At 40.6% G+C, this 26466-nt stretch carries 30 protein-coding genes and 2 pseudogenes; 21 read left to right on the forward strand and 11 right to left on the reverse strand.

All coding sequences use genetic code 11. The annotated features are described in order from the left end of the window. Positions 1-390: 390 nt before the first annotated feature. From CV014_RS30375 to CV014_RS11930, 9 genes and pseudogenes are all read left to right on the forward strand, one after another. Positions 391-681: pseudogene (locus CV014_RS30375) on the forward strand (chlorophyll a/b binding light-harvesting protein); the annotation flags it as partial. Continuing rightward, entirely contained in the window at positions 679-915 is a 237-nt protein-coding gene (locus tag CV014_RS30380; RefSeq protein ID WP_329608379.1) for a photosystem I reaction center subunit XI, read from the forward strand. The pseudogene CV014_RS30375 and the gene CV014_RS30380, both read left to right, overlap by 3 nt. A 15-nt stretch (positions 916-930) precedes the next feature. Continuing rightward, entirely contained in the window at positions 931-1443 is a 513-nt protein-coding gene (gene fldA / locus CV014_RS11900) for a flavodoxin FldA (protein WP_236142220.1), read from the forward strand. A 96-nt stretch (positions 1444-1539) separates the two neighbouring features. Then, entirely contained in the window at positions 1540-2292 is a 753-nt protein-coding gene (locus CV014_RS11905; RefSeq protein ID WP_236142221.1) for an alpha/beta fold hydrolase, read from the forward strand. 385 nt (positions 2293-2677) lie between these two features. After that, positions 2678-2806, forward strand: a pseudogene (locus CV014_RS11910) (chlorophyll a/b binding light-harvesting protein); the annotation flags it as partial. 186 nt (positions 2807-2992) lie between these two features. Beyond that, positions 2993-3250, forward strand: coding sequence for a hypothetical protein (locus CV014_RS11915; RefSeq protein ID WP_236142222.1), 258 nt, complete (start codon positions 2993-2995; stop codon positions 3248-3250). A gap of 28 nt (positions 3251-3278) precedes the next feature. Continuing rightward, positions 3279-3602, forward strand: coding sequence for a DUF7219 family protein (locus CV014_RS11920; protein ID WP_236142223.1), 324 nt, complete (start codon positions 3279-3281; stop codon positions 3600-3602). Between the two features lie 17 nt (positions 3603-3619). Beyond that, positions 3620-4021, forward strand: a complete 402-nt coding sequence (dndE, locus tag CV014_RS11925) for a DNA sulfur modification protein DndE (RefSeq protein ID WP_236142258.1) — start codon at positions 3620-3622, stop codon at positions 4019-4021. Positions 4022-4049: 28 nt separating this feature from the next. Continuing rightward, the gene (locus CV014_RS11930) at positions 4050-5498 is read left to right on the forward strand and encodes a DNA phosphorothioation-associated putative methyltransferase (RefSeq protein WP_236142224.1); all 1449 of its coding nucleotides are present in this window, start codon (positions 4050-4052) and stop codon (positions 5496-5498) included. 104 nt (positions 5499-5602) lie between these two features. Here CV014_RS11930 and pirA read toward each other — a convergent pair whose 3' ends face one another. Continuing rightward, on the reverse strand, positions 5603-5758 hold the full coding sequence (pirA, locus tag CV014_RS11935) for an arginine synthesis PII-interacting regulator PirA (protein ID WP_192881547.1): 156 nt from the start codon (positions 5756-5758) through the stop codon (positions 5603-5605). A 113-nt stretch (positions 5759-5871) separates the two neighbouring features. Between pirA and CV014_RS11940 the strand changes: the two genes are divergently transcribed. Beyond that, positions 5872-6675: an SAM hydrolase/SAM-dependent halogenase family protein gene (locus tag CV014_RS11940; RefSeq protein ID WP_236142225.1), complete on the forward strand. Its 804-nt coding sequence runs from the start codon at positions 5872-5874 to the stop codon at positions 6673-6675. Continuing rightward, positions 6672-7319, forward strand: coding sequence for a DUF2301 domain-containing membrane protein (locus tag CV014_RS11945; protein WP_236142226.1), 648 nt, complete (start codon positions 6672-6674; stop codon positions 7317-7319). The genes CV014_RS11940 and CV014_RS11945 overlap by 4 nt, the downstream gene beginning before the upstream one ends. A 186-nt stretch (positions 7320-7505) precedes the next feature. Here the strand turns inward: CV014_RS11945 and CV014_RS11950 are convergent, their stop codons facing one another. Continuing rightward, positions 7506-8960, reverse strand: coding sequence for a dihydrolipoyl dehydrogenase family protein (locus CV014_RS11950; protein ID WP_236142227.1), 1455 nt, complete (start codon positions 8958-8960; stop codon positions 7506-7508). Between the two features lie 110 nt (positions 8961-9070). Between CV014_RS11950 and CV014_RS11955 the strand changes: the two genes are divergently transcribed. Next, a complete protein-coding gene (locus tag CV014_RS11955) occupies positions 9071-9250 on the forward strand; it encodes a hypothetical protein (RefSeq protein ID WP_236142228.1) in 180 nt (59 codons plus the stop codon). Here the strand turns inward: CV014_RS11955 and cobD are convergent. The 3 genes from cobD to CV014_RS11970 all read right to left on the reverse strand — a co-directional run bounded on the left by cobD (position 9227) and on the right by CV014_RS11970 (position 11707). Beyond that, on the reverse strand, positions 9227-10399 hold the full coding sequence (gene cobD, locus CV014_RS11960) for a threonine-phosphate decarboxylase CobD (protein WP_236142259.1): 1173 nt from the start codon (positions 10397-10399) through the stop codon (positions 9227-9229). The genes CV014_RS11955 and cobD overlap by 24 nt on opposite strands. 26 nt (positions 10400-10425) lie before the next feature. Then, the gene (locus CV014_RS11965) at positions 10426-10710 is read right to left on the reverse strand and encodes an HU family DNA-binding protein (protein ID WP_103137906.1); all 285 of its coding nucleotides are present in this window, start codon (positions 10708-10710) and stop codon (positions 10426-10428) included. A gap of 475 nt (positions 10711-11185) precedes the next feature. Then, positions 11186-11707, reverse strand: a complete 522-nt coding sequence (locus CV014_RS11970) for an SRPBCC family protein (RefSeq protein WP_236142260.1) — start codon at positions 11705-11707, stop codon at positions 11186-11188. Between the two features lie 56 nt (positions 11708-11763). Between CV014_RS11970 and CV014_RS11975 the strand changes: the two genes are divergently transcribed. The 3 genes from CV014_RS11975 (at position 11764) to CV014_RS11985 (ending at position 14112) form a co-directional block, all read left to right on the forward strand. Then, complete coding sequence (locus CV014_RS11975) at positions 11764-11985, forward strand: hypothetical protein (protein ID WP_236142229.1); 222 nt, start codon at positions 11764-11766, stop codon at positions 11983-11985. Between the two features lie 150 nt (positions 11986-12135). Then, positions 12136-13179 carry an oxygen-dependent coproporphyrinogen oxidase gene (hemF, locus tag CV014_RS11980; protein WP_236142230.1) on the forward strand — a complete coding sequence of 348 codons (1044 nt, stop codon included), beginning with the start codon at positions 12136-12138 and terminating at the stop codon, positions 13177-13179. Between the two features lie 564 nt (positions 13180-13743). Beyond that, complete coding sequence (locus CV014_RS11985) at positions 13744-14112, forward strand: STAS domain-containing protein (RefSeq protein ID WP_236142261.1); 369 nt, start codon at positions 13744-13746, stop codon at positions 14110-14112. A 108-nt stretch (positions 14113-14220) separates the two neighbouring features. On the opposite strand, the gene CV014_RS11990 is transcribed toward CV014_RS11985, so the two are convergent. Both CV014_RS11990 and CV014_RS11995 read right to left on the reverse strand, forming a co-directional pair. Continuing rightward, positions 14221-14814: a chromophore lyase CpcT/CpeT gene (locus tag CV014_RS11990; RefSeq protein ID WP_236142231.1), complete on the reverse strand. Its 594-nt coding sequence runs from the start codon at positions 14812-14814 to the stop codon at positions 14221-14223. A 169-nt stretch (positions 14815-14983) separates the two neighbouring features. Next, positions 14984-17185 carry an HAD-IIB family hydrolase gene (locus tag CV014_RS11995; protein WP_236142232.1) on the reverse strand — a complete coding sequence of 734 codons (2202 nt, stop codon included), beginning with the start codon at positions 17183-17185 and terminating at the stop codon, positions 14984-14986. Between the two features lie 477 nt (positions 17186-17662). On the opposite strand from CV014_RS11995, the gene CV014_RS12000 reads away from it, so the two are divergent. The 4 genes from CV014_RS12000 to CV014_RS12015 are packed head-to-tail and all read left to right on the forward strand — an operon-like array spanning position 17663 to position 20491. Then, the gene (locus tag CV014_RS12000) at positions 17663-18391 is read left to right on the forward strand and encodes a toll/interleukin-1 receptor domain-containing protein (RefSeq protein WP_236142233.1); all 729 of its coding nucleotides are present in this window, start codon (positions 17663-17665) and stop codon (positions 18389-18391) included. A 39-nt stretch (positions 18392-18430) separates the two neighbouring features. Continuing rightward, complete coding sequence (locus CV014_RS12005) at positions 18431-19711, forward strand: toll/interleukin-1 receptor domain-containing protein (protein WP_236142234.1); 1281 nt, start codon at positions 18431-18433, stop codon at positions 19709-19711. Between the two features lie 40 nt (positions 19712-19751). Beyond that, the gene (locus tag CV014_RS12010; protein WP_236142235.1) at positions 19752-20168 is read left to right on the forward strand and encodes a XisH family protein; all 417 of its coding nucleotides are present in this window, start codon (positions 19752-19754) and stop codon (positions 20166-20168) included. Further along, positions 20156-20491, forward strand: a complete 336-nt coding sequence (locus tag CV014_RS12015; protein WP_103137914.1) for a XisI protein — start codon at positions 20156-20158, stop codon at positions 20489-20491. Before CV014_RS12010 ends, CV014_RS12015 begins: the two co-directional genes overlap by 13 nt. A 192-nt stretch (positions 20492-20683) precedes the next feature. Here the strand turns inward: CV014_RS12015 and truB are convergent, their stop codons facing one another. From truB to CV014_RS12030, 3 genes are all read right to left on the reverse strand, one after another. Continuing rightward, positions 20684-21559 carry a tRNA pseudouridine(55) synthase TruB gene (gene truB, locus CV014_RS12020; RefSeq protein WP_236142236.1) on the reverse strand — a complete coding sequence of 292 codons (876 nt, stop codon included), beginning with the start codon at positions 21557-21559 and terminating at the stop codon, positions 20684-20686. 156 nt (positions 21560-21715) lie between these two features. Beyond that, a protein-coding gene (locus CV014_RS12025) for an IS630 family transposase (RefSeq protein ID WP_236140190.1) occupies positions 21716-22794 on the reverse strand; the annotation gives its coding sequence in 2 pieces (ribosomal slippage) (positions 21716-22326 and positions 22326-22794; 1080 coding nt in all). Between the two features lie 131 nt (positions 22795-22925). After that, positions 22926-23306, reverse strand: a complete 381-nt coding sequence (locus CV014_RS12030; RefSeq protein ID WP_236142237.1) for a hypothetical protein — start codon at positions 23304-23306, stop codon at positions 22926-22928. 253 nt (positions 23307-23559) lie between these two features. Here CV014_RS12030 and CV014_RS12035 point away from each other — a divergent pair, with 253 nt between their 5' ends. Beyond that, positions 23560-24621 (forward strand): DMT family transporter, encoded by a 1062-nt coding sequence (locus CV014_RS12035; protein ID WP_236142238.1) that lies wholly within the window; start codon positions 23560-23562, stop codon positions 24619-24621. Positions 24622-24825: 204 nt separating this feature from the next. After that, positions 24826-25215, forward strand: a complete 390-nt coding sequence (locus CV014_RS12040) for an agenet domain-containing protein (RefSeq protein ID WP_236142239.1) — start codon at positions 24826-24828, stop codon at positions 25213-25215. A gap of 898 nt (positions 25216-26113) precedes the next feature. Here CV014_RS12040 and CV014_RS12045 read toward each other — a convergent pair. Beyond that, positions 26114-26455, reverse strand: a complete 342-nt coding sequence (locus tag CV014_RS12045) for a cupin domain-containing protein (protein ID WP_236142240.1) — start codon at positions 26453-26455, stop codon at positions 26114-26116. Positions 26456-26466: the final 11 nt, after the last annotated feature.

A 26466-nucleotide genomic window follows, 5' to 3' on the forward strand; every position in this document is an offset into this window, starting at 1 on the left:
GCGATCGCATCATCTCGTAATGACAATTTCATGAGTCTATAACCTCTGAAACCCTTGCAGCTACTAATTGTGCTTATACCATATCTCCTCGCAGGAAAGACATTGATCTAGAGGTTGCGCCAATCCTCTCAACAGTTAACTTATTGCTAAAAAATAGCATTGTAATTGGCAGTAGCTTAAATAACAATACAAAAATATCTTTCCCGATTTCCGCCCTAAACTCCTGATTTAGAGAGTCTATCGATAGCATAAATTTTCCTATAGGAAAATTTATTTGAAATAATTGCAAATTTATTGCAATAAATCTGGTAGGATATTTCCAAAGCTTATTGCAATGGATAGTCAATAAGTTAAAAGACTGACTTGAAACAACTTTCAGGACATCACACAATGACAAGCATGGCTGTGCAGAACCTGGAATCGATTCCCTGGTGGTCGGGGAATGCTCGGTTAACTAATCTTTCAGGACGACTGTTAGGGGCGCACGTTGCCCATGCAGGGCTAATTGTACTGTGGGCAGGTGCAACCACCTTATTTGAATTAGCGCGCTTTCAGACATCGGCTGTGAGGTCTGAGCAAGGCTTAGTTCTCTTACCCCACCTAGCAACATTAGGATGGGTTTTAAGTAAGGGAGGTCAAGTAGTAGACACGTACCCTGTAGAATTTTACGGCACGCCCTTGAATATTGGTTTTGACCGTTTTCCCTACTTCCACAACGGCGAAATTTTATCCTCCCATATGTGGCTGTATGGCAGAGCTTGGTTTTCCGAGAGAAATGTCTCCCAAGGAGAACTCCCAGACAATCTGCAAACCTCTAAATCTTGGAGTGAATTTAATGCAGGTTGGCTAGTCGGTGGCTGTGGGGGAGCATTGTTTGCTTATTTGTTGTTAACCAACAGTAGTTTGTTCTTTTAAATATAAGGTGTGAAAATGGCGAAAAAAATTGGTTTATTCTACGGAACTCAAACTGGTAAAACTGAATCTGTATCAGAAATTATTCGAGATCAGTTTGGTGGTGATTTAGTGGAACTGCATGATATTTCTCAAGCTGACACTGAGGACTTTGAGGAATATCAATATATTATTGTGGGCTGTCCGACTTGGAATATTGGCGAACTCCAAAGCGATTGGGAAGGCTTTTTTCCAGAACTAGATGATATAGATTTCAATGGTAAGACGGTTGCTTATTTTGGTACCGGCGACCAGATTGGCTACGCCGATAATTTCCAAGATGCAATAGGCATACTGGAAGAAAAGATTTCCCAACGCGGTGGTAAAACTGTGGGTTATTGGTCAGCCGATGGTTACGATTTTAATGACTCTAAAGCTTTAAGAAATGGTAAGTTTGTGGGTCTAGCAATTGATGAGGATAATCAATCTGACTTAACAGACGATCGCATTAAAACTTGGGTGGCTCAGGTAAAACGAGAATTTGGTTTGTAAGTTGGCTGTACCTGATTCTGAAACATCACAAATACAGGTTATCTATCTGTGTTTGTGATTCTCTCGAAAATTACTGCTGCAAAATATAGGGTATTTATGTCAGATGATCTTGATGTGCTTTGGGTGAGTTCTAGTCCTGTGTTGCAACGTTTTGATAAGCCATTGTTGCAATATTTATCACAATATATGAATGTGGCTCAGTGGGAATATCGTCACGGGAAGGATGAAGCGGGTTCTATAGATGAAGCTGTAGATTTGTTGGCTGAATTTTTAACTCATTTACCGTATCCCTTACACCTGGCTGGTCATGGTGCGGGTGGTGCGATCGCGTTAATGTTTGCACGCCGCTATCCTGAAAAAGTGCGATCGCTTACCCTCTTAGCGGTCAGTTCTCAACCCGCAAATACTTGGCACGTCCACTATTATCTACAACGACAAGTATTTACGATGAGTCGTGAGCAAGTCTTGGCTACTAGTGTTCGTCATCTCTTTGGGGAACAACCCCACAATACTACTAAAAAGCTAATGGCAGTTTTAGATAGAGATTTAGACCAATCCCCCCTAGCACATTCTCTCTTCAAGTTAACTGAATTACCGCTAGGTGGGGTTTCGATGCCGATGATGATCTGCGGTAGCAAGAATGATCCTATTGTTAATTTACCTACATTAGAAGGCTGGTTAAAAGTTTTTAAACCAGAAGACTATCTCTGGGAATGTCCCAAAGGTCATCATTTTTTTCACTACTTTTATCCGCAACAAGTCGGCGGACAAATGTTAAGCTTCTGGCAGCCATATCACCTCAATTCTATGCCGAATTCTCAACTAATTTCGCGAAATATAGCGAAGTAAGCAATTTCCCCTAAACCCTCTTTCAATTTATGCCAGTTTGGGATTTTGGATTGAAAGCCGGGGTTCATCCACCATTGCAGTAGTTGCATTTTATATTAATTACAAACTGCTATTTACCATTTTTATCTAAACTTTTAATTGCGACAAAATGACATCTTGCCGCAAGTTTTTTGCTGCTAAAATCATTATCATTTATTAATATTAAGTTTTGTGAAAATAGTTGTAATTAGGAAGTATTTTCAATAAAGTAGATTTGTAATAAACCAACTTGTTCTGATAACTTCAATAGGTTGAATTATTTCATCTTTGGTAGGCAACATTTCTTTGTTGGAGTTATCAGTCATTACTTGAGCATTCTTAGCAACAAACATTGATGAGTTAACCAATGCAGACATACGATAATCCCAAAGTCAAATATGATTGGTGGGTTGGTAATGCCCGTTTTTCTGACCTCTCTGGCTTATTTATCGGCGCACACGTAGCACAAGCCGCCCTCTCCACACTTTGTCGAGGGTGTAGGGACTCCCTACTTGTTCCCTGCCTGTTAAACCTCTGATATTTTCCATCAACACAGCTATTCTCAAGTTCCTTCCTCTGCCTACAGTTGAAATTATTTGACTGTGGGCAATTTCCTAAAATTCTTTGCGGAGTAACAAATAGTCATGGGGACATTTTTTATACCTTTGTTGCTTGGGCAATCATGATTTTATTGCTTCGGAATATTTGGAGAACTCTTAACCAAGGGATAAGTTTTATCTGGAGATTACATCAAATTCCCTGCCATAAGTGTGAATATTTTACTAATGACTATCGCCTAAAATGTACAGTACATCCTAAAAAAGCTTGTTCGGAACAAGCTATTGGTTGTTTTGACTTTGAACCGAAGACGGCTGCTTGTAATGCTTGTCAAAAAGGCAGAACCTGGAAGTTTAGGAAAGGAAGTTTACGAGTTAATTAACTATTCAACTTATTCCTGAGTTTGTTTTATGAATAATAACTCTGATGTGCTTTCGGAATTATGCGATTTTCTCTATCCCCGTCATCCCTACCAAGGACAATTTAATGCCGATTATTTAGCTTTCAATGCACATTTACAAGAATTTTCTCAACGCGTTAACTATATTTGTAGTCTCCAGACTGGCGGGAAAATTTCTCCCAAGGAGGCTTATAAACAAATTCACTGTCTGTGGAAGCAGTTAAAGGCTAATAAAAAGGCTTTGGTGAGTGTTGAACGTGAAGGGGCGCAAAGTGAGGCGCGGAGGTACGCGCAGAATTTTGATGAGGTGTGGGAATATATAGGGGATGAGTAGGAAGATTGAGTGCGATGATGGAATCTCCCATTGAGAGGATTAGGCTTTCTCAAACGGCTAAGGAACAACTGCTGAAGTTGAAGCGTAATACTAAAATTGAACAGTGGAATATTCTTTGTCGTTGGGCTTTTTGTCGTTCTCTGGCGGAAGTTACTCCACCTTCTCCTGTTCCAATTCCCCAAGATAGTAATGTGGAAATGACTTGGCGGGTTTTTGGTGGGGATATGGCTGATATTCTTTTGCTGGCTCTAAAGCAACGCTGTCATAATGACGGTTATCAGACTGATAAAGAGACTTTGGCTACTCAATTCCGCCTGCATTTACATCGTGGCATTGGTTACTTGGCGGGTGACACAAATATCAAGAAAATTGAAGATTTAATTGCATTGGCGATCGCTCAGAGAAAAGATATTAATTAACAGTATTTGATCACTGTTGGTTAGTATTATGCCTGAAACGGTAGAAATTGAGCGTCATCGAGCTGCGATCGCGCGCACGGAAATCTCTCGTCCTGTACGATTGGCTATAGAATGGGCAGTTCTTAACCAAGACACCAGTTTTTTTGACTACGGTTGTGGTTATGGTGGGGATGTTCAACGTGTAGCTAATCTTGGTTATCACAGTTCAGGTTGGGACCCTTACTACTACCCCGATGAACCAATTAATGCGGCCGATGTGGTGAATTTGGGTTACATTCTCAATGTGATTGAAGATATCGCCGAACGTCGTCAAAGTCTTATCCAAGCTTGGGAACTCACCCGTAAAGTTTTGATTGTGGCGGCTCAAGTCTTGATTAATGCTCCTAGTAAGGCACAATTAGCTTACAGTGATGGTATTGTCACCAGTCGGAATACGTTTCAAAAGTATTACGAACAAGAAGAACTGAAAAAATATATTGATGAAGTTTTAAATGTAGACGCTGTTCCTGTGGCTTTGGGTGTCTACTTTGTCTTTCGCGATGAAGCCGAAAAGGAAAGTTTTAAAGCTATTCGCTTCTTTTCGCGCACCTCTACACCACGCATCCGCATTCCTGTGAAGCGGTTTGAAGATTATCAAGAACAACTGCAACCTTTAATGGAGTTTTTCACTAAACGGGGAAGACTACCAGTCAAAGGCGAGTTAGCCACAGAACAGGAATTACTGACAGAGTTGGGCAATTTCCGCCGCGCCTTTAGTGTGATTTTACAAGCTACCGATGAAGCTGAATGGGATGCGATCGCCTATCGTCGGTCTTTAGATATTCAAGTCTACCTCGCCCTGACCCATTTTGATCAACGTCCTAGATTCTCCCAGTTAGCACCCGAAATGCGCCACGACATCAAAGCCTTTTTCGGCAGTTATGAGGAAGCTTGTGAAGTAGCTGATCAAAAATTATTTAGTCTCGGTAAACCAGGAATTGTCAAAACTGCCTGCGATAAAAGTAAAATTGGCAAACACACACGCGGCGCGCTTTACGTCCATGTTTCTGCTTTAGCTGCCCTTGACCCATCATTACGCATTTATGAAGGCTGCGCCAGTCGTACCATTGGGCGTGTCGATGGAGCTACTTTAATTAAATATCACATTGACCAACCGCAAATATCCTATCTTTTTTATCCAGAATTCGACACAGAACCCCACCCAGCCCTAGCAGCGAGTATTAATATTGACTTAAAAACTCTACACATCACCCATCGAGATTACAGTAACAGAGAAAATCCCCCAGTTCTACACCGTAAAGAAACCTTTGTTACGCCCAGTTATCATCTCTACGAACAATTTGCCCAACTCACCAAGCAGGAAGAGGAATTGGGACTACTGAAACAAAAAACTGAGATTGGTACGCGGGAAGGTTGGCATAAATGCCTAGCTGCACATGGTGTAGAAATTAGAGATCATCAAGTCTACCGTTTATAGGATTGGGGATTGGGGATTGGGGATTGGGGATTGGGTAAAAAATAAAAAACCCGCGCTTTGGCGGGGTTACACACAACAACACTATGAACAATGAAATCTTATCGTTAGCTAAAGTGCTTCAGCTCTACTTCTAATTGGCGAATTAGTCTTTGATCACCACGGGCTTTAGCTACTTCTAATCGATGCTCGATGTTTTTTTGAATATTTCTTTTGTGTACTTCCTTAGCAGCGTTGACTGCTCGAAGTCTATTTTGGCTCATAATGGTTAACCTCGATAATTTTCTTCTTTATATCTGGTGTTCCTAACATAGCATAAATTTCGTAGTCTTTGTTACAGATTTTTTGAATGTAATATAGTTTTAACATAATTCTTATGTTGTCACTTGTGACTTTATTAAGCGATTTTGGCGATCGCGATGTCTATGTAGCGGTAATGAAAGGGGTAATTGCTCAAATTAACCCGCAATTGAGGACTGTAGACTTAATACACCATATTCCAGCCCAAAATATTGCTGTAGCTAGATTTTGCTTGATGAATGCCTGTCCTTATTTCCCGAAAGGGACAGTACACCTAGCTGTGGTAGATCCAGGGGTGGGTAGTCAAAGAAGGGCGATCGCTGTAGAATTTGCGGATGGGTTTTTGGTGGGGCCTGATAATGGCATATTTAGCGGTGTATTAGCCGAAAGTCCCGCTATTGCAGCAGTTGAACTGACTAACCCCAAATATTGGCGAACCCCCCAACCTAGCAAGACTTTTCACGGTAGAGATATTTTCGCACCTGTAGCGGCTCATCTTGCCAGTGGTGTGGCTTTACAACAGTTAGGCAGAGAAATTGATCTAGCCAGCTTAATAAAATTAAATATTCAGCAATGTAACTTAACAAATACTGGTGTATGGGGCTGCATTCAATATATAGATCATTTTGGTAATTTAGTAAGTAATATTCCAGAAAGTTCTGTGCAGTCTCAAAAATGGTGTGTGCAGATTTCAGGGGTGCGAATTCCAGGGGGTAAAACCTACACTGATGTAGCATTAGGAGAGGCTCTTGCTTTAGTGGGAAGTCACGGTTGGGTAGAAATTGCCATCAATGGGGGTAATGCAAATTTGCAGATGGGAATCAATTTGTCTGATGAATTGGAAGTGCTATTTTTGTCAACAGGGAATAGGGAACAGTGAATACACAAACAATATCTCAAGCGGAAGTTTATCAAGGACAGTTTGGGGAATTTACAATTACTCCAAGCGATCGCACTGGGGTAATTATCTATCGTACTGGGTTAATGGTAGCGGCGTTGAGTTTTGCGATCGCTACGGGTTTAGTATTATTTAACCATCAACTCAGCGTTATTCCAGTCATCACCCCACTATACACTTGTTTTAGTCTGGCTTTGGGTGTGAGCTTATTAACGATACACATTTACATGGCATTTCTGCACAGAGTGTTGCAAGCATTCTGGCTAATTGGGATTATTTCCTCATTTGTCATTGGACATTTTGATAGTCAGCCTTTTGCACTGACTGTTTACAATCAACCACTAACTTTATTTGGTGTTGGGTTTACTTTTGCAGCTTTAACAGGAATTTATTTTAAAGAAGCTTTTTGCTTTCATCGTCTGGAAACTAAATTTTTAACTGCGATTGTACCAACATTATTACTAGGTCATTTATTAGGTATTTTACCTATTCAAATAGAACAATTTCTCTTAGGATGTTGGGCAATTTTATTTTTAGTATTTGCTGTACGTAAAGCCTTGCAAGCCATTCCTCCCGATATTGGAGATAAGTCTGTCTTTACTTATTTAAAATCCAAAAAAACGTGATTTGCCTTTTCCTTGCAAGCACAAAGATTTTGATTCTTGCTGCCATTCCATAAAAGGGAAGGGGTTGGGGTTTAGATTTCAAAAAGTTTCAATCAATCTCGTCAAATTGATACTGAGGCACAAGAAAATAATCATGTTGATTTTTCTAATCATCCGCTTTCCAGAAGTTATTTGTGACTACACTGTTTACAAATTCCAATTACGCCGGAAATAAAAGAAACTTTCTAACCGTTCTTGCCGAGCTAAATCATGATGCAATTGCTGATAATTCCATTCTCTCGCTATTTGTTCTAAAATTTCTGAGAAACTAGGATAAATAGGTGAAAAATGAGCTAATTTCTGCACAGAGATTTTTTGATTAATCGCTAAAGCAATCAGGTTAATTAATTCTCTAGCATCCTTACCGAAAATAGTAGCCCCTAAAATTTCTCCCTTACGTGAAACAATTAACTGACAAACGCCTGTCATTTGATTTTCTAATTGGGCTGCGGCTATTGATTTATAATATTGTCGTAAAACTATAATTTCCTTGTTTCCAAATCGGCGTTGTGCTTGTTTTGGTGTTAAACCGACTCTTGTCAACGTTGGCTCAGAAAATATTGCCCAAGGAATATGAGAGTAATTAACTTTAAATTTAGGTAAGAATAGAGCATTTTTAATCGCAATTTTCGCTTCATATTGAGCGATATTTGCAAAATCATAACCACCAATTACATCACCACAAGCATAAATTCTGCGGTTTGTAGTTTGCAGTTTTTCATTAATCAATAAACGTTGCTGAGATACTTTTACATTTGCTGCTGGCAAATTTAATGGTTCAATATTAGGTTGCTGTGCAGTTGCAACTAAAATTTCATCAACTTCAATGGCCTTATCCCCTACCTGAAGCCATTTTTTATCATCAATTTTCCTCACCTGACTAACTATTTCTTCTGTCAATACCCGCACACCGTCAGCTTCTAATTGTGCTAATAGTAACTGAGAAATTTCTGGGTCAATATGGGGAATTAAATAAGGGTGATTGATAATTAAAATAACTCTACAACCCAATTTAGCTAAAGTTTGAGCAATTTCAATACTTTGGGGAACACCACCGAGAATGACCAAATCTTGAGGGGGTTTTGCTGCTTTAAAAGCTTGCCAAATATTAGCCAGAGTTAGATAGCCAGTGGCTTTTAATCCCTCAATCTCTGGAATAGCTGGACGAGAACCATTAGCTAGTAAATAAGTACGTCCTCGTAGTCGGCGTTGGTTGATAGTAAATGCTAAATCAGGCGTATTAGAAAATTGACCACTACCAAAAATCACATCAACTCCCTGGGCTGCAAGTACACCAGGAGAGGTTTGTGCTTGAATATTAGCTACAACACCCTGGGAATACAGTATGGCTTCTTCCCAGTTGATAGCAGAGAGTAATTTTGCTGTTGTATCTGTGTGTATGCTGGAAAGACCGAAATTGGCTAAATCATCTCCAGACTGGGCAAGGTGAGCAATTTGCCCCATAGCCTGACGATAAATTAACCCATAATCTACCTGAGATTCCACCAAGGCAACTTTAGCTTTGAATTGGGTAGCCAATAAAGCTGCATAACGTCCAGCCAGACTACCGCCAACAATTACAACATCGTAGTCAAGAGTCATTGTTATTAGTCATTAGTCATTAGTCATTAGTCATTAGTCAATGGTCAATGGTCATTAGTCATTAGTCATTAATCATTAATCATTAGTCAATAGTCATTAGTCATTAGTCATTGGCTAAGAACTTATTACTTACTTTTCTTACTCAACACCGACTAAACGCTGTGCTACCGCAACACCACTCATTACTCATTACTCATTACTCATTACTCATTACTCATTACTCATTACTCATTACTCATTACTCATTACTCATTACTCATTACTCATTACTCATTACTCAGCACTTCTAAAGCTGCTAACAAGCGTTGATTATCAGCTTCAGAACGGACGGCTACGCGGAAGAAGCGATCGCCTAGTTCTTTAAAACTGAGACAATCGCGGATTAAAATCTGGTGATGCTGGAGTAATTGCTGCTGTAACTGTACACTTGATTTTTCTGTCTCCACTAATAAAAAGTTAGCTGCACTGGGTAAGGGTTTTAATCTAGGGATAGCAGCTAAACCTTGAAACAGTTGCTGGCGTGTGGGTGGTAGCCATTGCCAAGTTTGGGTTTGAAATTCTTGATCTTGAATAGACGCAATGGCGGCGGCGGCGGCCAAGGTATTCACAGGCCAAGGATCTCGCCATGACTGCCATTTTTGCAGACGGTTAGGGTGAGCGATCGCATATCCTAATCTCAGCCCAGGTAGACTGTAAAATTTTGTTAGCGATCGCAAAACGACCAAATTGGCATATTCCTGCACCAGTGCAATCAGACTTTGTTCCTCATCAGGAGGAACAAAATCCATAAAAGCCTCATCCACAACCACCAAAGCAAACTCCTCTAAGTAAGGCAAAATCTCCTCCCGTAAGAACAGTTTGCCCGTTGGGTTGTGGGGGTTGTTTAGTAACAAAGCACAGTCTTTAGTAGGGGTGTAGGGGTATAGGGGTGTAGGGGTGTAGGGGCATAAACGAGAAGTTGATTCTATCGTTTCCTTTAATGTCCCAACCCCCAGTCCCCAATCCCCAGTCCCCAATCCCCAGTCCCCAATCCCCAGTCCCCAATCCCCAGTCCCCAAAGAAATGGGAAACTCCAGAACTTTAGCGTTATCAGCCGCCAAGGTGCGGTAGTAGTCGCCAAAAGCTGGAGTAATTAATACAGTTGCGGTCAATTGAGATAATTCTCTACCCGCCAAAGTCAGTAATTCTGCTGAACCGTTACCCGGCAGAATCCACTCTGGCGGTAGCTGATGGAAGTTACCCAAGGCTAATCTCAGGTCACTGTAATCTGGGTCTGGATAGTGCCTGAGATTACCCATGTGCGATTGAATAGCAGCGATCGCACTTTCGGGTGGGCCAAGGGGGCTGATACTCGCAGAAAAATCCACAATCGCATCCCTTGGACAGCCTGCTAGTGCTGCTGCCCAAGCTAAATTTCCCCCATGAACCGGTTGCCGCATCAAATCAAAATTCCTAACATTAACGCCTATGATTTTGGGGGCGCAACTTTTTCTCTAAACAGCTTACCAGCAGAAAAAGCAGGAACTCTAGTTGCAGGAATTTCCATCTTTTCGTTAGTTTTGGGGTTACGACCTTCACGGGCTTTGCGTTCCCGTGATTCAAAAGAGCCAAAACCTACCAGCGTGACTTTATCGCCAGAGGAAACAGCCTCAATAATCGTTTCCAAAGCCGCAGTTAAGACAGCATCAGCTTGCTTTTTAGTTACACTAGCCTTTTCAGCTACAGCATCGACTAATTCACCCTTGTTCATTTGGAACTCCTTAAGTTTGAAGGGAGATTTTTTCTAGATGCACTGTGTCGCATCTTTACCGAAATCTCTGTTTTACCGAACACAAAAATCGTCCTTGGGGAGTATTTCTACTCAAAATGCCCGTAAATCCCATCGGCTCGACTTTTCAATGAATCATTCTAAGGTGTTCAAGCCAGATGTGGATAGATGAAACCATTAATTTATATAGATTTCGGGATTTTTTTTATTTTTTAGGTGATTGTTACACTCAAAACCACCCCAAAAGTAGGAATAAATACTTAGTAAAACCACTAGTTGCGATTAATTCTAAATTTAAAAGTAAAGAAATACGAAGTTAAAAGATTAGGGATTGGGGACTGGGGACTGGGGACTGGGGATTGGGGATTGGGAAAAGGAGACAAGGGGGACAAGGTAGACAGGGGAAATTTTACCTCAATGCCCAATGCCCAATGCCCAATTCCCCATGCCCCATTAATTACCATTCCCCAATTTCGCGCAATGGCTTTTTCTGCCCTGGAACACCCCCAAAGGCAGCTTTCTCCACAGATTCCACTAAAGAACGTGCCACACGGTCTACATAGGGACGAGAAAAAGACCAAATCAAAGGTGATAACCAACCCCGGAGGGTGACTGAGTAAGATAAACAAGTACCACAGACAGTAGACTCGACTTGATAAGTCACCCGTTCTTCTACACCAGGAATAGCCATGACTCTAATACTCAGCAATTCTCTAGGGTTGACTCGTTCCACAAAAATCCGAATGGGAATTGGTGAAAAACGTGTGACGGCTTGATAAATTAATCCAGGTTTAGGCACTAATCCATAGGGTACATTTGTACTTTTAATTAGTGGATGCCAGGAAACATCCGTTAAGTCAACTACCTTTTGCCAGAGATCGTCTACAGAAGCAGGACTAATTTCTCGATATGTCCGTACCAGAGAAACACAAAACCGACGGTGTTTGCGGTGGACGAATTTGGATAACCAAGCTTTCATTTGCCAATCCTCCTCGCTACACACTTGCTGGTAACTCTCTGGCATAGTCTGCTACTGTGATTCACTGTCCTCAGCACTCAATACTCAGCACTCAATACTCAGCACTCAGCACTCAACACGGGCTAAACGCCCCGCTTCCGCTAACAACACCGGCTAAACGCCGCGCTTCCGCTAACAGCCCTCAAATGAGTTTGACCTTGATACCAGAATGTTCCCATCAAGAAGTACAACAAAAATTTAATCAATATACAAGCCTATACGCATTTGAGGGAAAATAACTCTAATCACGCCCATTGATCATGTAAATGTTTAACAAGCAAAAAGGTGTTTGGGCAAGTTGATCCTCATTTTCGGCTCGTCCTTACCACAAATTTTTACAATTAAAATTTGTGGCAGTTTTGAAAAACGTCATTTAGTTCGGGAGTCTCATGGTAACTAATTCGCAAACCCCAACTGTAGAAGCAAAATTATCCACATCTTTACCTGGGACTGATGCCAAGGCGCGTGTCAGTCATTTTATGAAAAGTTTACAAGATGAAATTTCACAAACATTAGCCAAGCTGGATGGTGTGGGTACGTTTCACGAAGATAGTTGGGAACGTCCAGAGGGAGGTGGCGGGCGATCGCGTGTGCTGCGTGATGGTGCAATATTTGAACAAGCTGGTGTAAATTTTTCTGAAGTTTGGGGTTCCCATCTGCCTCCCTCTATTTTAAAGCAGCGTCCAGAGGCAGAAGGTCACGGCTTTTATGCCACTGGTACATCTTTGGTATTACATCCCCGTAACCCTTATGTGCCTACAGTTCACCTCAACTACCGTTATTTTGAAGCTGGCCCCGTATGGTGGTTTGGTGGCGGTGCGGACTTAACACCTTATTATCCCTTTGCAGAAGATGCCGCCCATTTCCACAAGACACTCAAGCAAGCTTGTGACCAACATCATCCAGAATATTACCCAGTATTTAAACGTTGGTGTGATGAGTATTTCTACCTCAAGCATCGAGACGAAACACGCGGTGTAGGCGGCTTATTTTTCGATTATCAAGATGGTCAAGGGGTGTTGTATCGTGGCCCCGACCCCAAAGGCGAAGCCGCCCAATATAGCGACCAAGTAGGAATCCCCGCACAACGCACTTGGGAAGATTTATTTAGCTTTGTACAAAGTTCCGGTGCAGCCTTTTTACCCGCTTATGTTCCCATCGTAGAACGTCGTCATGGAATAGAATACGGCGATCGCGAACGTAATTTTCAACTTTACCGTCGTGGTAGATACGTCGAATTTAACTTAGTTTACGACCGAGGCACCATCTTTGGTTTACAAACCAACGGACGAACAGAATCAATTTTAATGTCCTTACCCCCCTTGGTGCGCTGGGAATATGGTTATCAACCCGAACCTAATACCCCCGAAGCTGAATTGTATAATACTTTTCTCAAGCCTCAAGATTGGATTAACTGGCAACCTAGTAAATAGCACTGAATTATTACGTGGTGGTAAGCAGCCCTCACCACACAATTAACACTGTGGGATAGTGAATTACCCAGGGTAGTCATCAGTAACTTACCAAGGACAATGAAAATTTCAAAAGTCTTTCTCGCTGACTCAGTAATCTTATCTGGGTACTCAGCACAGATTTGGTGAGTTAAACTACTAAAGGTAAGCACCTATTTAAAAAAAAAGGTGACAAATTTAGCTGTGTCTTGTTAAATTCGAGTTTCAGCACTGAATAGTCCTGTAGTTGGTGGGTTAAATAAATTACTACTTTTTTCAGAGTGGTGTTATGGCTCATCAATTCCAGGACTAGTACAGAAAAGCAACTTTCACTTGTCAAGATTAGTAGTCCAGAAAGCTGATTACGTAAGCTTTTCCGACTATTGAGATAGAGCCTGTAAATGTGCTTTGCTGTACTATTACCAATTCTCTAAAAATCAGTTACGGATACAACCTGGAAAACCCAGATAGCACCTAACTTGTTTGACTCTGAATTGGTATCACTTAACCACAGTCAACTTTAAGATAAGTGCCACAGGGGGCTTAGTGATTCACATAGAACAAACCACCTACACAACTCAAGACGGTAATACAGTCATTGTCTTGACACCATCCGGTCGCTTAGATATCACCACAGCTTGGCAATTTCGCCTGAAATTACAAGAATGTATTTCTAAACTCAGCCGTCATGTAGTGGTGAATCTTGGTCAAGTAAACTTTATCGATAGTTCCGGCCTGACATCTTTGGTAGCTGGTATGCGCGACGCAGATAAAGTTAAAGGCAGTTTCCGCATATGCAACGTTCATCCAGAAGCCAAATTAGTATTTGAAGTCACCATGATGGATACAGTATTTGAAATTTTGGAAACTGAAGAGGAAGCTTTAGAAGGTGTACCTCGCAGTATGGCTAGTTAAAAGAGTGCTAAACCAAAAAAGTGCTGAGTCACAAGTGATGAGTTCTAAATGGTTCGTCTACCTCAACAATTAGCACACTGCTCAACGCCCCGCTTCTGCTAACAGCACTCAATACTGCTCTCGTTTTGTGTAGCGATAAGGCCCCATAATCGCGCCCCAAGTTGCTTTACCTGTTATTTGATCAATGCCTTTATCGTAGCTATATAAAGCCATTTCTGTAACTTCAAATCCTAAAGAAACTTGGATAGTATTACCTTGATAAGTGAAGGTGCAGCGAGTATCCGTAGGCGGACTCGCAACAAATTTATATTGGTTAACCGCTATCTCTTGTTGAGTTACCTTGAGAATACAACCTGGTAACAATTCTAATTGCTCTAGAGTCAGTGCCTTTAGTAAATCGGGATTTCGACCCCCGCCAGCTAAGGCACTGTAATTTTTAGGCATATAGTATTGCACTTGCAAAGCAGCATCAAATTTGCCAGGCATTATCCGTATCACACGTTGGCGATAAGGACTGTCTAAATTCAAGATATTAGCTTGTTCGGCAAATATCGTGATGCTGTCCTCCGTAAATAGCTGCACAGGTCGTTGCCACAAACGTAAATGGACATACCATATAGGTTCTGCGATCGCCTGTTCTCGATTATCAAATTCCCCAGAGAGATACTTACCCAAGTTAACTAAATCAGTGGAAAAGCCCATATTAAGTGATGAGTGCTGAGTGCTGAGTGCTGAGTGGTGAGTAATGAGTAATGAGTAATGAGTAATGAGTAATGAGTAATGAGTAATGAGTAATGAGTAATAAGTAGTGACTATTGACCATTGACTAATGACTAATGACTATTGACTATTGACTATTGACTATTGACCATTACACCAACACCATTTCGGGTTGAGTTTGGGACAGACTCCCGAAAAAGTCGTAGTAATCTAGTGCTTCTAAAATTCCCCAGGCGTATTGTCCTTGGGCAAAGTAAATCTGAGCATAGCCATGTAACTTTTGCAGTTCTTCGCTGTAATTTCCAACCACAACGGCTAAGGTATTACCGGCTAACATGGTTTCGTCGTTCCCTGATGCACCGGCGACTAAAAAGCGTTTTACGGGTAAACCCCATTTTAAAGCTATGTAACGCAGGGCATCTCCCTTAGAAGCGCGGATAGGTAATAGGTCAAGATACATATCATGGCTGTAAATACCTTTGACGGGGAGTTGTTGACGACGCAAATGGCGGATAATTTCTCGGTAGCTGGGGGATACGCTAGAATCCACAAAGTAGCTGATTTTAAATTTTCCTTGAGCGTCTGCTGGCTGCAATTCCACGCCAGGAATATCTTTCATTGCTTCCCGAATGGCTTCTGGTTGCCAATTGTGGCTAATATGTTTTTGCCAAGTAGTATCTGTGACAATTCTTGGCCCATAGTAAATTTCGCTACCAGTGGAAGTAATGAGTAAATCAGGCATGGGAAATTCCCATTCTTCTAACATATTTAAGGTACTTTTGAGACTGCGCCCAGTAGCAATTCCGACTCCTGTTGTCTGTCCTTGTTCACGGATGCGTTCAATCAAAGTCTCTAAAGCTTCTTGATCGCCTAAGAGTGTATTATCTATTTCTGTGACTAAAAAGCGATCGGCTGTAGGTAGGTGGTTAGTTTCTGGTATGTTCCAACCAGGATGTTCTGTGGCGGGAAAGACAATTAAAGGACTGAGTAAAGACTGTATCTTTTGTTGGGGGAAGCGACGGACTTTTTCTAAATAATGCTCAATGTGACTTTCCCATGAGAAATGTTTGCGGACATTAGTTAAACCATTACTAGACCATTTTTGCCATTGCTGATGGTCAGTTAAGGCTGTTCGCAGTGCATTTTGAATGTCTTGAATATTTAAGGGGTCTACTAATAGTCCATTATCACAAGCGGCGATAATATCTCTAGGGCCGCCGTCAGATGTGGCGATAATCGGTACACCGCAAGCTGTGGCTTCAATCAGAGTTAGTCCAAAGGGTTCAGTGAGGGCGGGATTAATAAATACGCCCTGTGTTTTGGCTGTCAAGCGATATAAGTCGGGGACATCATCAGATGTATGATGTTTGGGATAGGCGACATGACCATAAAGGTCATAGCGATCGATTAATTGCAATATTTCGGTCAAAACTTGGCGTGGCCCTGATTCCATCGTGGTGATGTCGTCGCGATTTCCTAGCACAATTACCAAATTAGCTAGCTCACGCAATTGAGGATCTTCACCATAGGCTTTGATGAGACTACCGACATTTTTCCGAATAGCCGGACGGGAAATCGCCGTGATCATCGGCTTTTGCGGATCATGCAAAAATCGTTTTAACTTTTCGTAAATCGGGGGATTTTGCCAATTATCGGGGACTGGGTAAAAACGTTCTAAAGTCACACCAGGGGGAATCACTTCCATTCTTTCTGGTTGGTAGCGGTCATAGACGCTATATTGTTCTTCAACTTCTTGATTAGTGCTGGCGATGACTAAAGCTGCACCACCCAGGGTAATTTCTTCGGCTTCAATGCGAGTGCTGATGTGAAAGTTTTCTTCTATTACTTCTGGCTTAGTTCCATGTTCTAGTAATCGTTGCAGTTTCACCCTTCCTAGTGAATGACCTGTATGCACCAGGGGTGTACCTAACCAACCAGCCACTCGACTACCTACGTAGCCAGCATCAGCATAGTGTGTGTGAATGACGTTTGGTATTTTGCCGACTTTGCGGATGTGTTTGAGTAGTTCATCTGCAAAGCTATCTAAATAAGGCCACAGAACTTCTTTGCGGAGGTAACGCCGGGGGCCACAGGCTAGACGAATGATTTGGGCTTTGTCGGAGAGAATTTCTACTGGTTGAGCATAATCAGCACTCACCTTGGGGTCTTGTATCAACCGAGTTACTAAGTCAACTCTTTCTACTTCGGGATGTTTAGCTAATGTGGCGGCGAGTTCAACTACGTATTTTGTTTGTCCACCGGTGTCAGCGTCTCGTCCTAACTCTAGATTATGACCTCTAATTAAGCCGTGAACACTGACTAGTATGATATACAACCCTGAGCTATTTGACATTTTGTCTTCCTCTCTAGTTGACTTTATTTAGTGCTATGTTTAGGCTTTTTTGATGGAATCAATGGTGATCATTGATGATGAGATATCCATAAAAATGGTACTCATTTGTAATTTGAACAAAGTCAGAAATGCCGTCAAAATGTGCATTCACCAATAATTAGTCATTTGCAAATAAACATCATTACTAGATATTTATTATTTAGAGTGATAACTTTTTCTTAATCTCCAAATTGTGACAATATACTTCTGTATATAGTATCAGTAAGGTACATGATGAGTGCATCTATTACAAGAAATACTCGTTTATATTAGAAATATCACTCCCTGAGTTCTTTAAAAAGTTATGTTCTGAAACTTACAGGTTGCAGATGGATCAATTTAACCGTAATATTTAATACTTGAATAAAAATGTTTGATTTTTGTCTAAAAAATGTATATTAATATACAGTAATTTTCATTTCTTTTACTTCTAAATTTATGTCTAATCCAGTCAAGGTATTTTTTTCTTACTCTCACAAAGATGAAGCTTTGCGGGATGAATTAGCCACTCATCTGAGTACAATGAAACATCAGGGTGTAATTGAGGCTTGGCATGACAGAGCCATCATTGCTGGCAGCAATTGGGCTGATGCTATTGATGATAATCTCAACATTGCAGATATTGTTTTACTGTTAGTGAGTGCTAACTTTTTGGCTTCAGATTACTGTTATGACAAGGAAATGATGCGGGCGATGGAACGCTATGAGAGCAAAGAAGCCCGTGTAATTCCGATTATTCTCAAGCCGGTAGATTGGAATGATACACCTTTTAGCAAACTGCAAGCATTACCCAAAAATGCGAAACCGGTGACGACTTGGACAAATCAGGATGAGGCTTTTTCAGATATTGCAAAAGGGATTCGTCGGGTGGCTGAAGAAATCGCTAAATCAAAAGCCTCCGGTAGTTCTGTTGTGAACACTACACCTGTAACCACTAGTCAAGGTGGAATAACTGATAGGCAACGTCGGAGATTAGAGCAAGAACGGGATTCATTACAGCAGCAATATGATACTGTAAGTAACAAACTAGACAGACTGCGCCAAGCATATTCTATTGAAACGGATGTAACGACAAAGTTTAAGTTGGAATCCCAAATCAAGGAAGCTCAGGCAGAACAAGATAGATTAGATCATCAGCTTGAAGAAATTGAGCAGAAACTTTTGTAGTTCACTTTGTAACTCAGCCCGCATCTTGCCCTATTCGCTATGAAATCTATTGAAGTTTTTATCTCTTATCATGAGAAAGATGAGGAATTTCGTCAAGAGTTAGAGAAGCATTTAGCATCTTTACGTCGGCAAGAGGTGATTTCTAGTTGGCACGATCGCAAAATTATTCCAGGGCAAGATATTAAAGGAGAAATTGATCAACGCCTCAATCAAGCGGGTTTAATTCTACTGTTAATTAGTCCTGATTTCCTAGACTCTGACTATCACTGGACAGTGGAAGTGACACGAGCCTTAGAGCAGAACGCAGCGAAGAAAACCTGTGTGATTCCCGTGCTGCTGCGTCATGTTGATTGGGATGTTCCTCGGCTCAAGGAACTATTACCATTACCGAAAAATCGTAAACCGATTAAAAGTTGGGCTGATAGGGATGAAGCGTTTGTGGAAGTTGTTAAGGGAATTCGGGAAGCTATCGCACTCTTAATGGCGCAATTAGTTGAAAATGAATCAACTCATCAAGCAACTACAAAAGCACAGGAAGACCTGCAATATCAAGTCACCACTCTAATAAATGAAGCAGATAGTTTGCGTGAGGGTAAGAACTTTGAGGAAGCAATCCTGAAATACAAAGCAGCTATCAGTCTTGAGCCAAACTCTTTATACGCTCACAATGGACTGGGGATTACACTTTACAATCAAGGAAAACTAGAAGAGGCAATCGCATCCTACCGCCAAGCCTTAAATATTGACCCCAATTTTGCAAAAGCTCACAATGGATTGGGGAATACACTGTATGACCAAGGAAAACTAGAAAAGGCGATCGCATCCTACCGCCAAGCCTTAAAATTTGACCCCAGTTATGCAAAAGCTTACTATAACTTGGGGAATACACTGTATGACCAAGGAAAAGTAGAAGAGGCGATCGCATCCTACCGCCAAGTCTTAAATATTGACCCCAATTATGCAAAAGCTCACAATAACCTGGGGCTTGCGCTCTATGCACAGAAAAAACTAGAAGAGGCGATCGCATCCTACCGCCAAGCCTTGAAATTTGATTCCAATGATGTCTACGCTCACTGTAACTTGGGGATTGCGCTGTCTGACCAAGGAAAAGTAGAAGAGGCGATCGCATCTTACCGCCAAGCCTTAAATATTGACCCCAATTTTACAAAAGCTCACAATAACTTGGGAATTGCGTTGTACAACCAAGGAAAAATAGAAGAGGGAATTAAAGAAATAGAAGTAGCCGTTACTCTTGAACCTAATAACACCCTATTCCGTGACAACTTAAAGCTTTATCAAAATCAGAAACAGGGTTCTTGAGGGCGTTTATTTGGTAAGTAAAATAATTAGATAATCAACGATGTCAGCTAAAGACTTATTTCATGGGGCTGTCAAACAAGCACTACTGAAGGAAAAGTGGATAATTACAGCCGATCCACTCATAATAAAAATTGAAGGTGTAAAGTTTGAGATTGATTTAGCAGCAGAAAAAATTTTAGGAGCTGAGAAAGCAGGTAGAAAAATTGCAGTAGAAGTAAAAAGTTTTCTAAATAGTTCAGCGATTACTGACTTTCACGTAGCTTTGGGGCAATTTCTCAACTATCGGCTTGCTCTACAAATGAAAGAACCAGACCGGACGCTTTATCTAGCAGTACCTTTTGATACTTTTAAAACGTTCTTCCAAGAACTGTTTGTTAAAGAAGCGGTCAAGCTTTATCAACTAAAGCTTGTTGTCTATGAGCCAATTAAAGAAGAGGTTATCGAATGGAGAGAATAGAATACTACCGTCAAAGCATTCGTAACTTGCTAATTGAACAAGCATCTATAGAAAAGAGTAACCCAGATGTTGAGTGTCAGCTAATTTTTGATAGAGAACATGACCATTATCAATTACTTGATGTTGGTTGGGAAGGACTCAAGCGAGTATATAACTGTTTTATCCATTTGGACATTAAAGATGGCAAAATTTGGATTCAGCGCAATACGACTGAGCTAGATATTGCCCAAGCATTAGTAGAAATGGGGGTATCGAAGGAAGATATTGTTTTGGGATTACATCCGCCTTACAAGCGTCCGTATACAGGGTATGGTGTAGCGTAGGTGATTCAAGGGACTTCCAATTAAAAAATATACTATCACTTTGATGGCAGGGGGGCAGGGGGCAAGGAGCAGGGGGAAAGACAGATTTTTTGGAAAAAATAAATTGGATAGTTTATTTTCTGGAAATCCCCAAAACGTCAACACTTGGTGTCATAAGGCTTAATTCGTTTTGTTGTGTGATGTTTCTAGATTTTAAGCAATAGGTTCAAATACCATTTGCGGAATTAATACACCCGCTTGTAATTCCCCAATTCCCAAAAAACGGGTTGCTTCATAAACTCGCACCTGACCGGTGATTTCAGGAGTGAGGGAAATGCGCTGTCCCTGACACCATTTTTGAGCAGAAATACTGGGTAAAGTTACAGATGGGAGATGTTGTAAGGCTGTATCTGGTGGGGTGGGTTGAAATGTCCCGTTTGAGAGTTGGGTTTCTAACTCATCTAAGGTGAGACTATCTGCTAAATTGAAACCACTGCTTTGAGTACGTACTAAAGCAGCGAGAGTTCCGCCTGTATTTAACACTGTACCTAAATCACGAGCGATCGCCCGAATATATGTGCCACCACCACAGGCTATCTCTACATCTAATTCGGGAAAATCTCCAACTCGCCAATCTAAAATTTCTATGTGATAAATTTCTACTATCCTTGGGGGAACTTCTACGACTGCACCTTGACGCGCTAAATCGTACAGGCGTTTTCCTTCGACTTGAATCGCACTGTAAATTGGTGGAATTTGCTCTATTTTGCCGATAAATTTAGCTAATGCCGTTTTTATTTGTGCTAAATCTAATTCTGCGCCAGGTTGGGACGAGATGATTTCACCTTGTAAGTCATCAGTTGTAGTCTGCATCCCAAAGCGGATAGTAGCTTTATAAGCTTTATCACTGGGAAGATATTGTAATAATCTTGTAGCTTTACCAACTGCAATGGGTAGCACACCAGTAGCGGCTGGATCTAATGTTCCCGCGTGTCCTACACGTTTGAGTTTGCACAATTTTCGCGCCTTGGCCACGCAATCATGAGAAGTCCAGCCAAATGGCTTGTTTAAATTAATAAAACCTTGCACTGTGAAATTTATGAGTTTAGCGATCGCCCACAATTCTAATACTATCAGGTGGCTGAAAGCTGAAATTTTGGAAAATAGGGGTGTAAGGTTTTGTACGAGTTGTGATGCGTGGGGAGTGCGTCAATAGATAAACGTAGACATGATATGAATATAGGACTAGGATTTGATTTCTGAAAAAACTCCGTACATCTGAAGGGACATAAAATCAAACATAGTATTTCGGAGAAACCACTCAAACATCCACTTTAAATGGCGAAATGTTGGAATTAAAGCACAAAAGCGTCGAATCCAGGTTTTCGCTTGTAACCAAATATCCTCTATAGGATTTTGCGATGGACAATTAGGAGCAAAACGAATGCAATGAATTTTCCATTTTTCTGGCGGTAAACCTTGATTTATCTCGCCTAAAAAGTCTTGAACTAAATGTGAACGATGATAAGAAGCACCATCCCAAATAAGAAGCAATCTTTGGTCGGGAGACTGGTCTAATAAATAACGTAAATAATCAATCGTATTCTTTGAATTACCAGCATTATATGCTTTCAAGAGTAGCTTTCCGTCGAGATAATCAACTGCACCATAATATGTCTGCTTATCTCGTTCATTAACGACTTCAATTGCTATCTCTTGGTCAGTTCTTCCCCAAACATAACCAGTTACGTCTCCCCATAATAAATGACACTCATCTATTAGTAATACTCTCAGCTTTCGTGCTTCTATCTCCTCTCTGTTGCTTGCCAGCAATGTTTCAATTTGTTTTTTTTTGCCGCCACCACCTCTTGATCAGCCTTTGGATTCAAGCCTGTAGTCTTTTTCCAACTAATTCCTGCTGCTTCAAATAAATCATAGTAACTTCGTTTCGATTCGTAGATGACATCATATTCAAATGCTAATTTATATTCCAGTTCACCCAGCTCCCAAATTTCTTTAGTTTGCAACCAACTTAATACTTGGAGGAACTGTTCATCACTCAAATAACTTTTTCTGCCTTTATAGTTTAAGCGCAAACCCAAAATTCCATTTTCCTGGTAAGCTTGCTTCCAGCTTGTTATTGAACCAACTGACACATCTAAAATTGTTTGAATTTCTTCATACTTGTAACCTTGATAAACTAGTTTTACTGCCAAAGCTTTTCTTACTTCACGAGCATCTGGATGACTATCTATAAATTCTTGTAGTTCTGCGATCACTACGTCCGCCGCAGGTATCGCCATTTCTAGATGCTGGTTTATCATTGTTCTTTATTAGACAGGTCTCTCTGACCGTATTATCTCGCAGTTTTTTTCAGAAATCAAATATGATTCCTATAGATACCCAATTTTCTCATCAAATCGGGTATCTATTGAGTAAATAATATATGAGGTAATTACTTAACTTCTTCGGGTGCAAAAGCTTTGATTTTGCCCTTTTTGACGGCAACTACTACATCATAAGTTGCACAGTAAGAGATAGTGACATTATTAGCCTTGTTATAAAGATTTACTACCATACCTGCGCCACCAGGTTGAACTCCCAGTGGTTCTAAGTCGCCAAAGAAGAAACGACGCAACTGATCGCCACTACCAAACTGACCTTTATGTTTGGCGAGAAAATCGATTTTTTGTTGTGCAGTCAAACCTGTAGCATCTTTCATTGCTTCTGCTGATGCTTGTACCCAATTAGGATTAACAGCTTGTAGTGGAACATCAAAGACCGTTAACATTCCAGCTAAAGCAACAGTTGTGAGTAAAGATGGTGCAAATTTCATTGGTAACTCCGTTTTTGGTTTATCCCAGCGATTACAGCATCTCAACAACTACTGAAGTTCACCTGAAGCCTAAATGGAAATTACCTGAATTTACCTGTGCAAGTGATTCAGTGAATACTCAGCATTTTCTCAGGAAAATCAGGTTTATAAGCACAGAATCAGGAATGGGGGTTAAGAAGTAACAAGATAGGGTTTTCAAAATCAAATACTAGTCCTATATATTGAATGATTGTGTAGTGGGAGTGGTGTAATTGTGGCCAAGTTAAGAAGAAAGAATCGTTTCATACACCAAATTCCTGGTCAAGTTTATTTATGGTTAGCAGTGTTAATTTTTGGCGCATCCAGTGCAATAACGCGCAAACTGACCGAAATTGGTGCAGAAAACTTCTTAGGTGGTCGCAACCCAATTTCATTATGTAATGTTTTGTTTGTGGGTAATCTCTGCGCTTTATTCTTAATGATTTTTATTTATGGGCGACAGTGGAATCAAACAGCATTACAAAAAATTACTCGAAAAGATTGGTTATATTTAATAGTTGTGGCGATTTTAGCAGGAGCTTTAGCCCCTGGGTTAATTTTTCAATCCCTGGCTTTAACCAATGTTAATAATGTCATTTTGATAGGACGTATAGAAGTTCCCTTAACATTATTTTTATCGATAGTGGTTTTAAAAGAACGAGTAAATAGAGGAGAAATTATCGGAGCGATCGCTGCTTTTATTGGTGTATTAATTACTATTCTTATTCAGCCTCAAAGCGATGAAATAAGGATGAATATGGCGGGATTAAATATTGGTTTAGGTGAATTATTAGCAGCCACAGGAGCAATATTTTTATCATTGGCGACAGTGATTAGTAAACAACATCTAATTGATATTCCCTTGGGGATTTACAGTATTTTTCGCACAGCTTTAGGCACAGTCGTATTCTTTATGATTGCGCTTGTGCTTTATGGTAGTCACCATTTTATGGATGTGTTCTCACCTTTTTTATGGAAATGGATGTTGATTTATGGAGGTTTAATTGTTGTCGTCGGTCAATCATTTTGGATTAAAGGTTTGAGAGTGGCTAGCGTATCTACAGCTTCTTTGGCTAGTTCTTTTACTCCCGTGGCAGGTATTGTAGCAGCTTATCTAATTCTCGGTGAAGCTCCAACTCCTGCTCAATATTTTGGTAGTGGTTTGATATTAATTGGTATCTTGATTAGTCAAATTAGCTTGCGTCGGCAAAATTCTGCTCGTTTAATGGTTAATCAGGAAGTTTCTACAGCCAAAGAACAGGAAATAGAAAACAAAGCTGGGTTTAAGGGAGTTTAACTAAATTCAGTTTTCTAGCTCATTACAATAAATTCATATTAACTAAGTATGATTTCTGTCAAAACCTGATTTTTCAGACAAAGATACTCAGTAATATCATAATCAACGGCGGTTTAAATTCCTAGTTCTTGCTGAGGCGATCGCTAATTCAGCACGGTGAAAATAGTGAAAGCTAGTAGTAAATTTCACCACCCAATAGAAAACATGAAAAATAAATTACTGTTTGCCGGCTTTTTTATGGCAACTTGGCTAGGAACACTCATCCCCAGTGCTTTGGCTGCTCCACCCTGTTCTGTAGGACAAAAAGCAGAAGTGCTTTGGAAAGGAAAATGGTATGCCGCTACAGTATTAGGAGTAAACAATAACAGATGTTATATTACCTATGATGGTTATGATAGCTCCTGGAACGAGTGGGTTGGATCTGCGCGCTTTCGCGCATTATTTAAAGCTGGTGATTCAGCCAGAATTCTCTGGAGAGGAAAATGGTACGATGGGAAAATTTTAGAAGTTCGTAGTAATCGTTATAAAGTTACCTACACTGGTTACGACAGTTCTTGGGATGAGTGGGTCGAACCAGCAAGGGTCAGCAGATAAAAAAATATCTATACAACACAAAAAACCCCACATTGGGGTAAGTCAACAAGCACGGGTTTATAGTACAATCTAGCTTGTATAGTTAATTCGTCCACGATCACGGCAATTACTGTGATCGTTTTTCTATTTTACGTCGTGCAAGTCAATAATGGGGTGAGGGGTCATAGCTCCCACTTGGGGTTAAGAGGCACGGGGGCAGGGAGCAGGGGGCAGGGGGAGAAAAACTGATGAGTGCTGAGTGCTGTTAGCGGTAGTGCGGCGTTTAGCCGGTGCTGAGTGATGACTAATGACTAATGACTAATGACTATTTCTAGCCAATATGTTGAACTATGGGTGGTTTTCTTGAACCATCTCCTTGTTGTTCTGGTCTAGTTTGGGGTGTAGCATGAAGTTGTGGTTCTGGTTGTGGTGGCTGTGGTTGTGGCCCTTTGATTTTTATGGCTTCTTGCTTCTAGGAAACTAAGTAAATCTTTTATCTACATCAGTCAGGAGTAATATAAAAAATAGGAAATAGTTACAGCAAAATTAACTCTTTGGATGCACATAATAATCTACATCAGGCATTAAAACAGTTAGCATATTTTGGCTAGACCGTAATTATCGCTTGGGTGCGATCGCATCTTACCATTTTGGATTTTAGATTTTAGATTTTGGATTGTGGAATACTTTATCGGTAAGCTTTTGGGCAATACATTGGTCGCAATAATTTTTCCAATTGGTATTAATTCCTTCCGATTGATTTTGACAGATAGCGAATGTTCAGATACCCGACTCTTTAAAAAAGTCGGGTATCTATAGATGTATCATAATTTGTGTATCAGACTAATAGCTTCAATCGGCTGAAAATATTTAGAGGCGAGGTGTCAGACTGTCTTTTCGCTTTAATTACGAATTGGTTTTAATTTTCGTCACGTCCGTGAACTTGAGCAGGGGGGCTAGTGGCTTCTACTGCTGTAAATGGCTCTAGAATATTGTAGTGATGAGTTGCACCTTTAGGAACTACCCAAGAACTACCAGGTTCTAGTAAAATCATTTGTCCTTCAATGTGCAGTTCTGCACGACCATTAATTACATAACCAACGGTTTCATATTCACGTTGACTTGTTTGTTTATCTTCTCCTGGTTGTTCATTTTCCCAAAGCCGCATAGAAACAGTTTTACCGGAGGCTAAATATTTTTGACCGAGTTTACCTTTGGGAGAATGGGAAGAGTCAATTTTTTTGACGCTGGTGTCAGTCATAAGTTCATCAC

It is taken from the genome of Nostoc sp. CMAA1605, assembly GCF_021596505.1.
Classification (GTDB): Bacteria; Cyanobacteriota; Cyanobacteriia; order Cyanobacteriales; family Nostocaceae; genus Trichormus.

Coding starts and splice junctions, on each gene's coding strand:
- CV014_RS11930 (WP_236142224.1), top strand. CDS start 4,050: ATGCCTGAAACGGTAGAAATTGAGCGTCATCGAGCTGCGATCGCGCGC.
- CV014_RS11970 (WP_236142260.1), bottom strand. CDS start 11,707: ATGAAAGCTTGGTTATCCAAATTCGTCCACCGCAAACACCGTCGGTTT.
- CV014_RS11995 (WP_236142232.1), bottom strand. CDS start 17,185: ATGTCAAATAGCTCAGGGTTGTATATCATACTAGTCAGTGTTCACGGC.
- CV014_RS12005 (WP_236142234.1), top strand. CDS start 18,431: ATGAAATCTATTGAAGTTTTTATCTCTTATCATGAGAAAGATGAGGAA.
- CV014_RS11990 (WP_236142231.1), bottom strand. CDS start 14,814: ATGGGCTTTTCCACTGATTTAGTTAACTTGGGTAAGTATCTCTCTGGG.
- CV014_RS11940 (WP_236142225.1), top strand. CDS start 5,872: ATGTTGTCACTTGTGACTTTATTAAGCGATTTTGGCGATCGCGATGTC.
- CV014_RS11920 (WP_236142223.1), top strand. CDS start 3,279: ATGAATAATAACTCTGATGTGCTTTCGGAATTATGCGATTTTCTCTAT.
- pirA (WP_192881547.1), bottom strand. CDS start 5,758: ATGAGCCAAAATAGACTTCGAGCAGTCAACGCTGCTAAGGAAGTACAC.
- CV014_RS11965 (WP_103137906.1), bottom strand. CDS start 10,710: ATGAACAAGGGTGAATTAGTCGATGCTGTAGCTGAAAAGGCTAGTGTA.
- hemF (WP_236142230.1), top strand. CDS start 12,136: ATGGTAACTAATTCGCAAACCCCAACTGTAGAAGCAAAATTATCCACA.
- CV014_RS11950 (WP_236142227.1), bottom strand. CDS start 8,960: ATGACTCTTGACTACGATGTTGTAATTGTTGGCGGTAGTCTGGCTGGA.
- CV014_RS12010 (WP_236142235.1), top strand. CDS start 19,752: ATGTCAGCTAAAGACTTATTTCATGGGGCTGTCAAACAAGCACTACTG.
- CV014_RS12015 (WP_103137914.1), top strand. CDS start 20,156: ATGGAGAGAATAGAATACTACCGTCAAAGCATTCGTAACTTGCTAATT.
- dndE (WP_236142258.1), top strand. CDS start 3,620: ATGGAATCTCCCATTGAGAGGATTAGGCTTTCTCAAACGGCTAAGGAA.
- CV014_RS12045 (WP_236142240.1), bottom strand. CDS start 26,455: ATGACTGACACCAGCGTCAAAAAAATTGACTCTTCCCATTCTCCCAAA.
- CV014_RS11905 (WP_236142221.1), top strand. CDS start 1,540: ATGTCAGATGATCTTGATGTGCTTTGGGTGAGTTCTAGTCCTGTGTTG.
- CV014_RS12040 (WP_236142239.1), top strand. CDS start 24,826: ATGAAAAATAAATTACTGTTTGCCGGCTTTTTTATGGCAACTTGGCTA.
- CV014_RS11915 (WP_236142222.1), top strand. CDS start 2,993: ATGATTTTATTGCTTCGGAATATTTGGAGAACTCTTAACCAAGGGATA.
- CV014_RS12030 (WP_236142237.1), bottom strand. CDS start 23,306: ATGAAATTTGCACCATCTTTACTCACAACTGTTGCTTTAGCTGGAATG.
- CV014_RS12000 (WP_236142233.1), top strand. CDS start 17,663: ATGTCTAATCCAGTCAAGGTATTTTTTTCTTACTCTCACAAAGATGAA.
- cobD (WP_236142259.1), bottom strand. CDS start 10,399: ATGCGGCAACCGGTTCATGGGGGAAATTTAGCTTGGGCAGCAGCACTA.
- fldA (WP_236142220.1), top strand. CDS start 931: ATGGCGAAAAAAATTGGTTTATTCTACGGAACTCAAACTGGTAAAACT.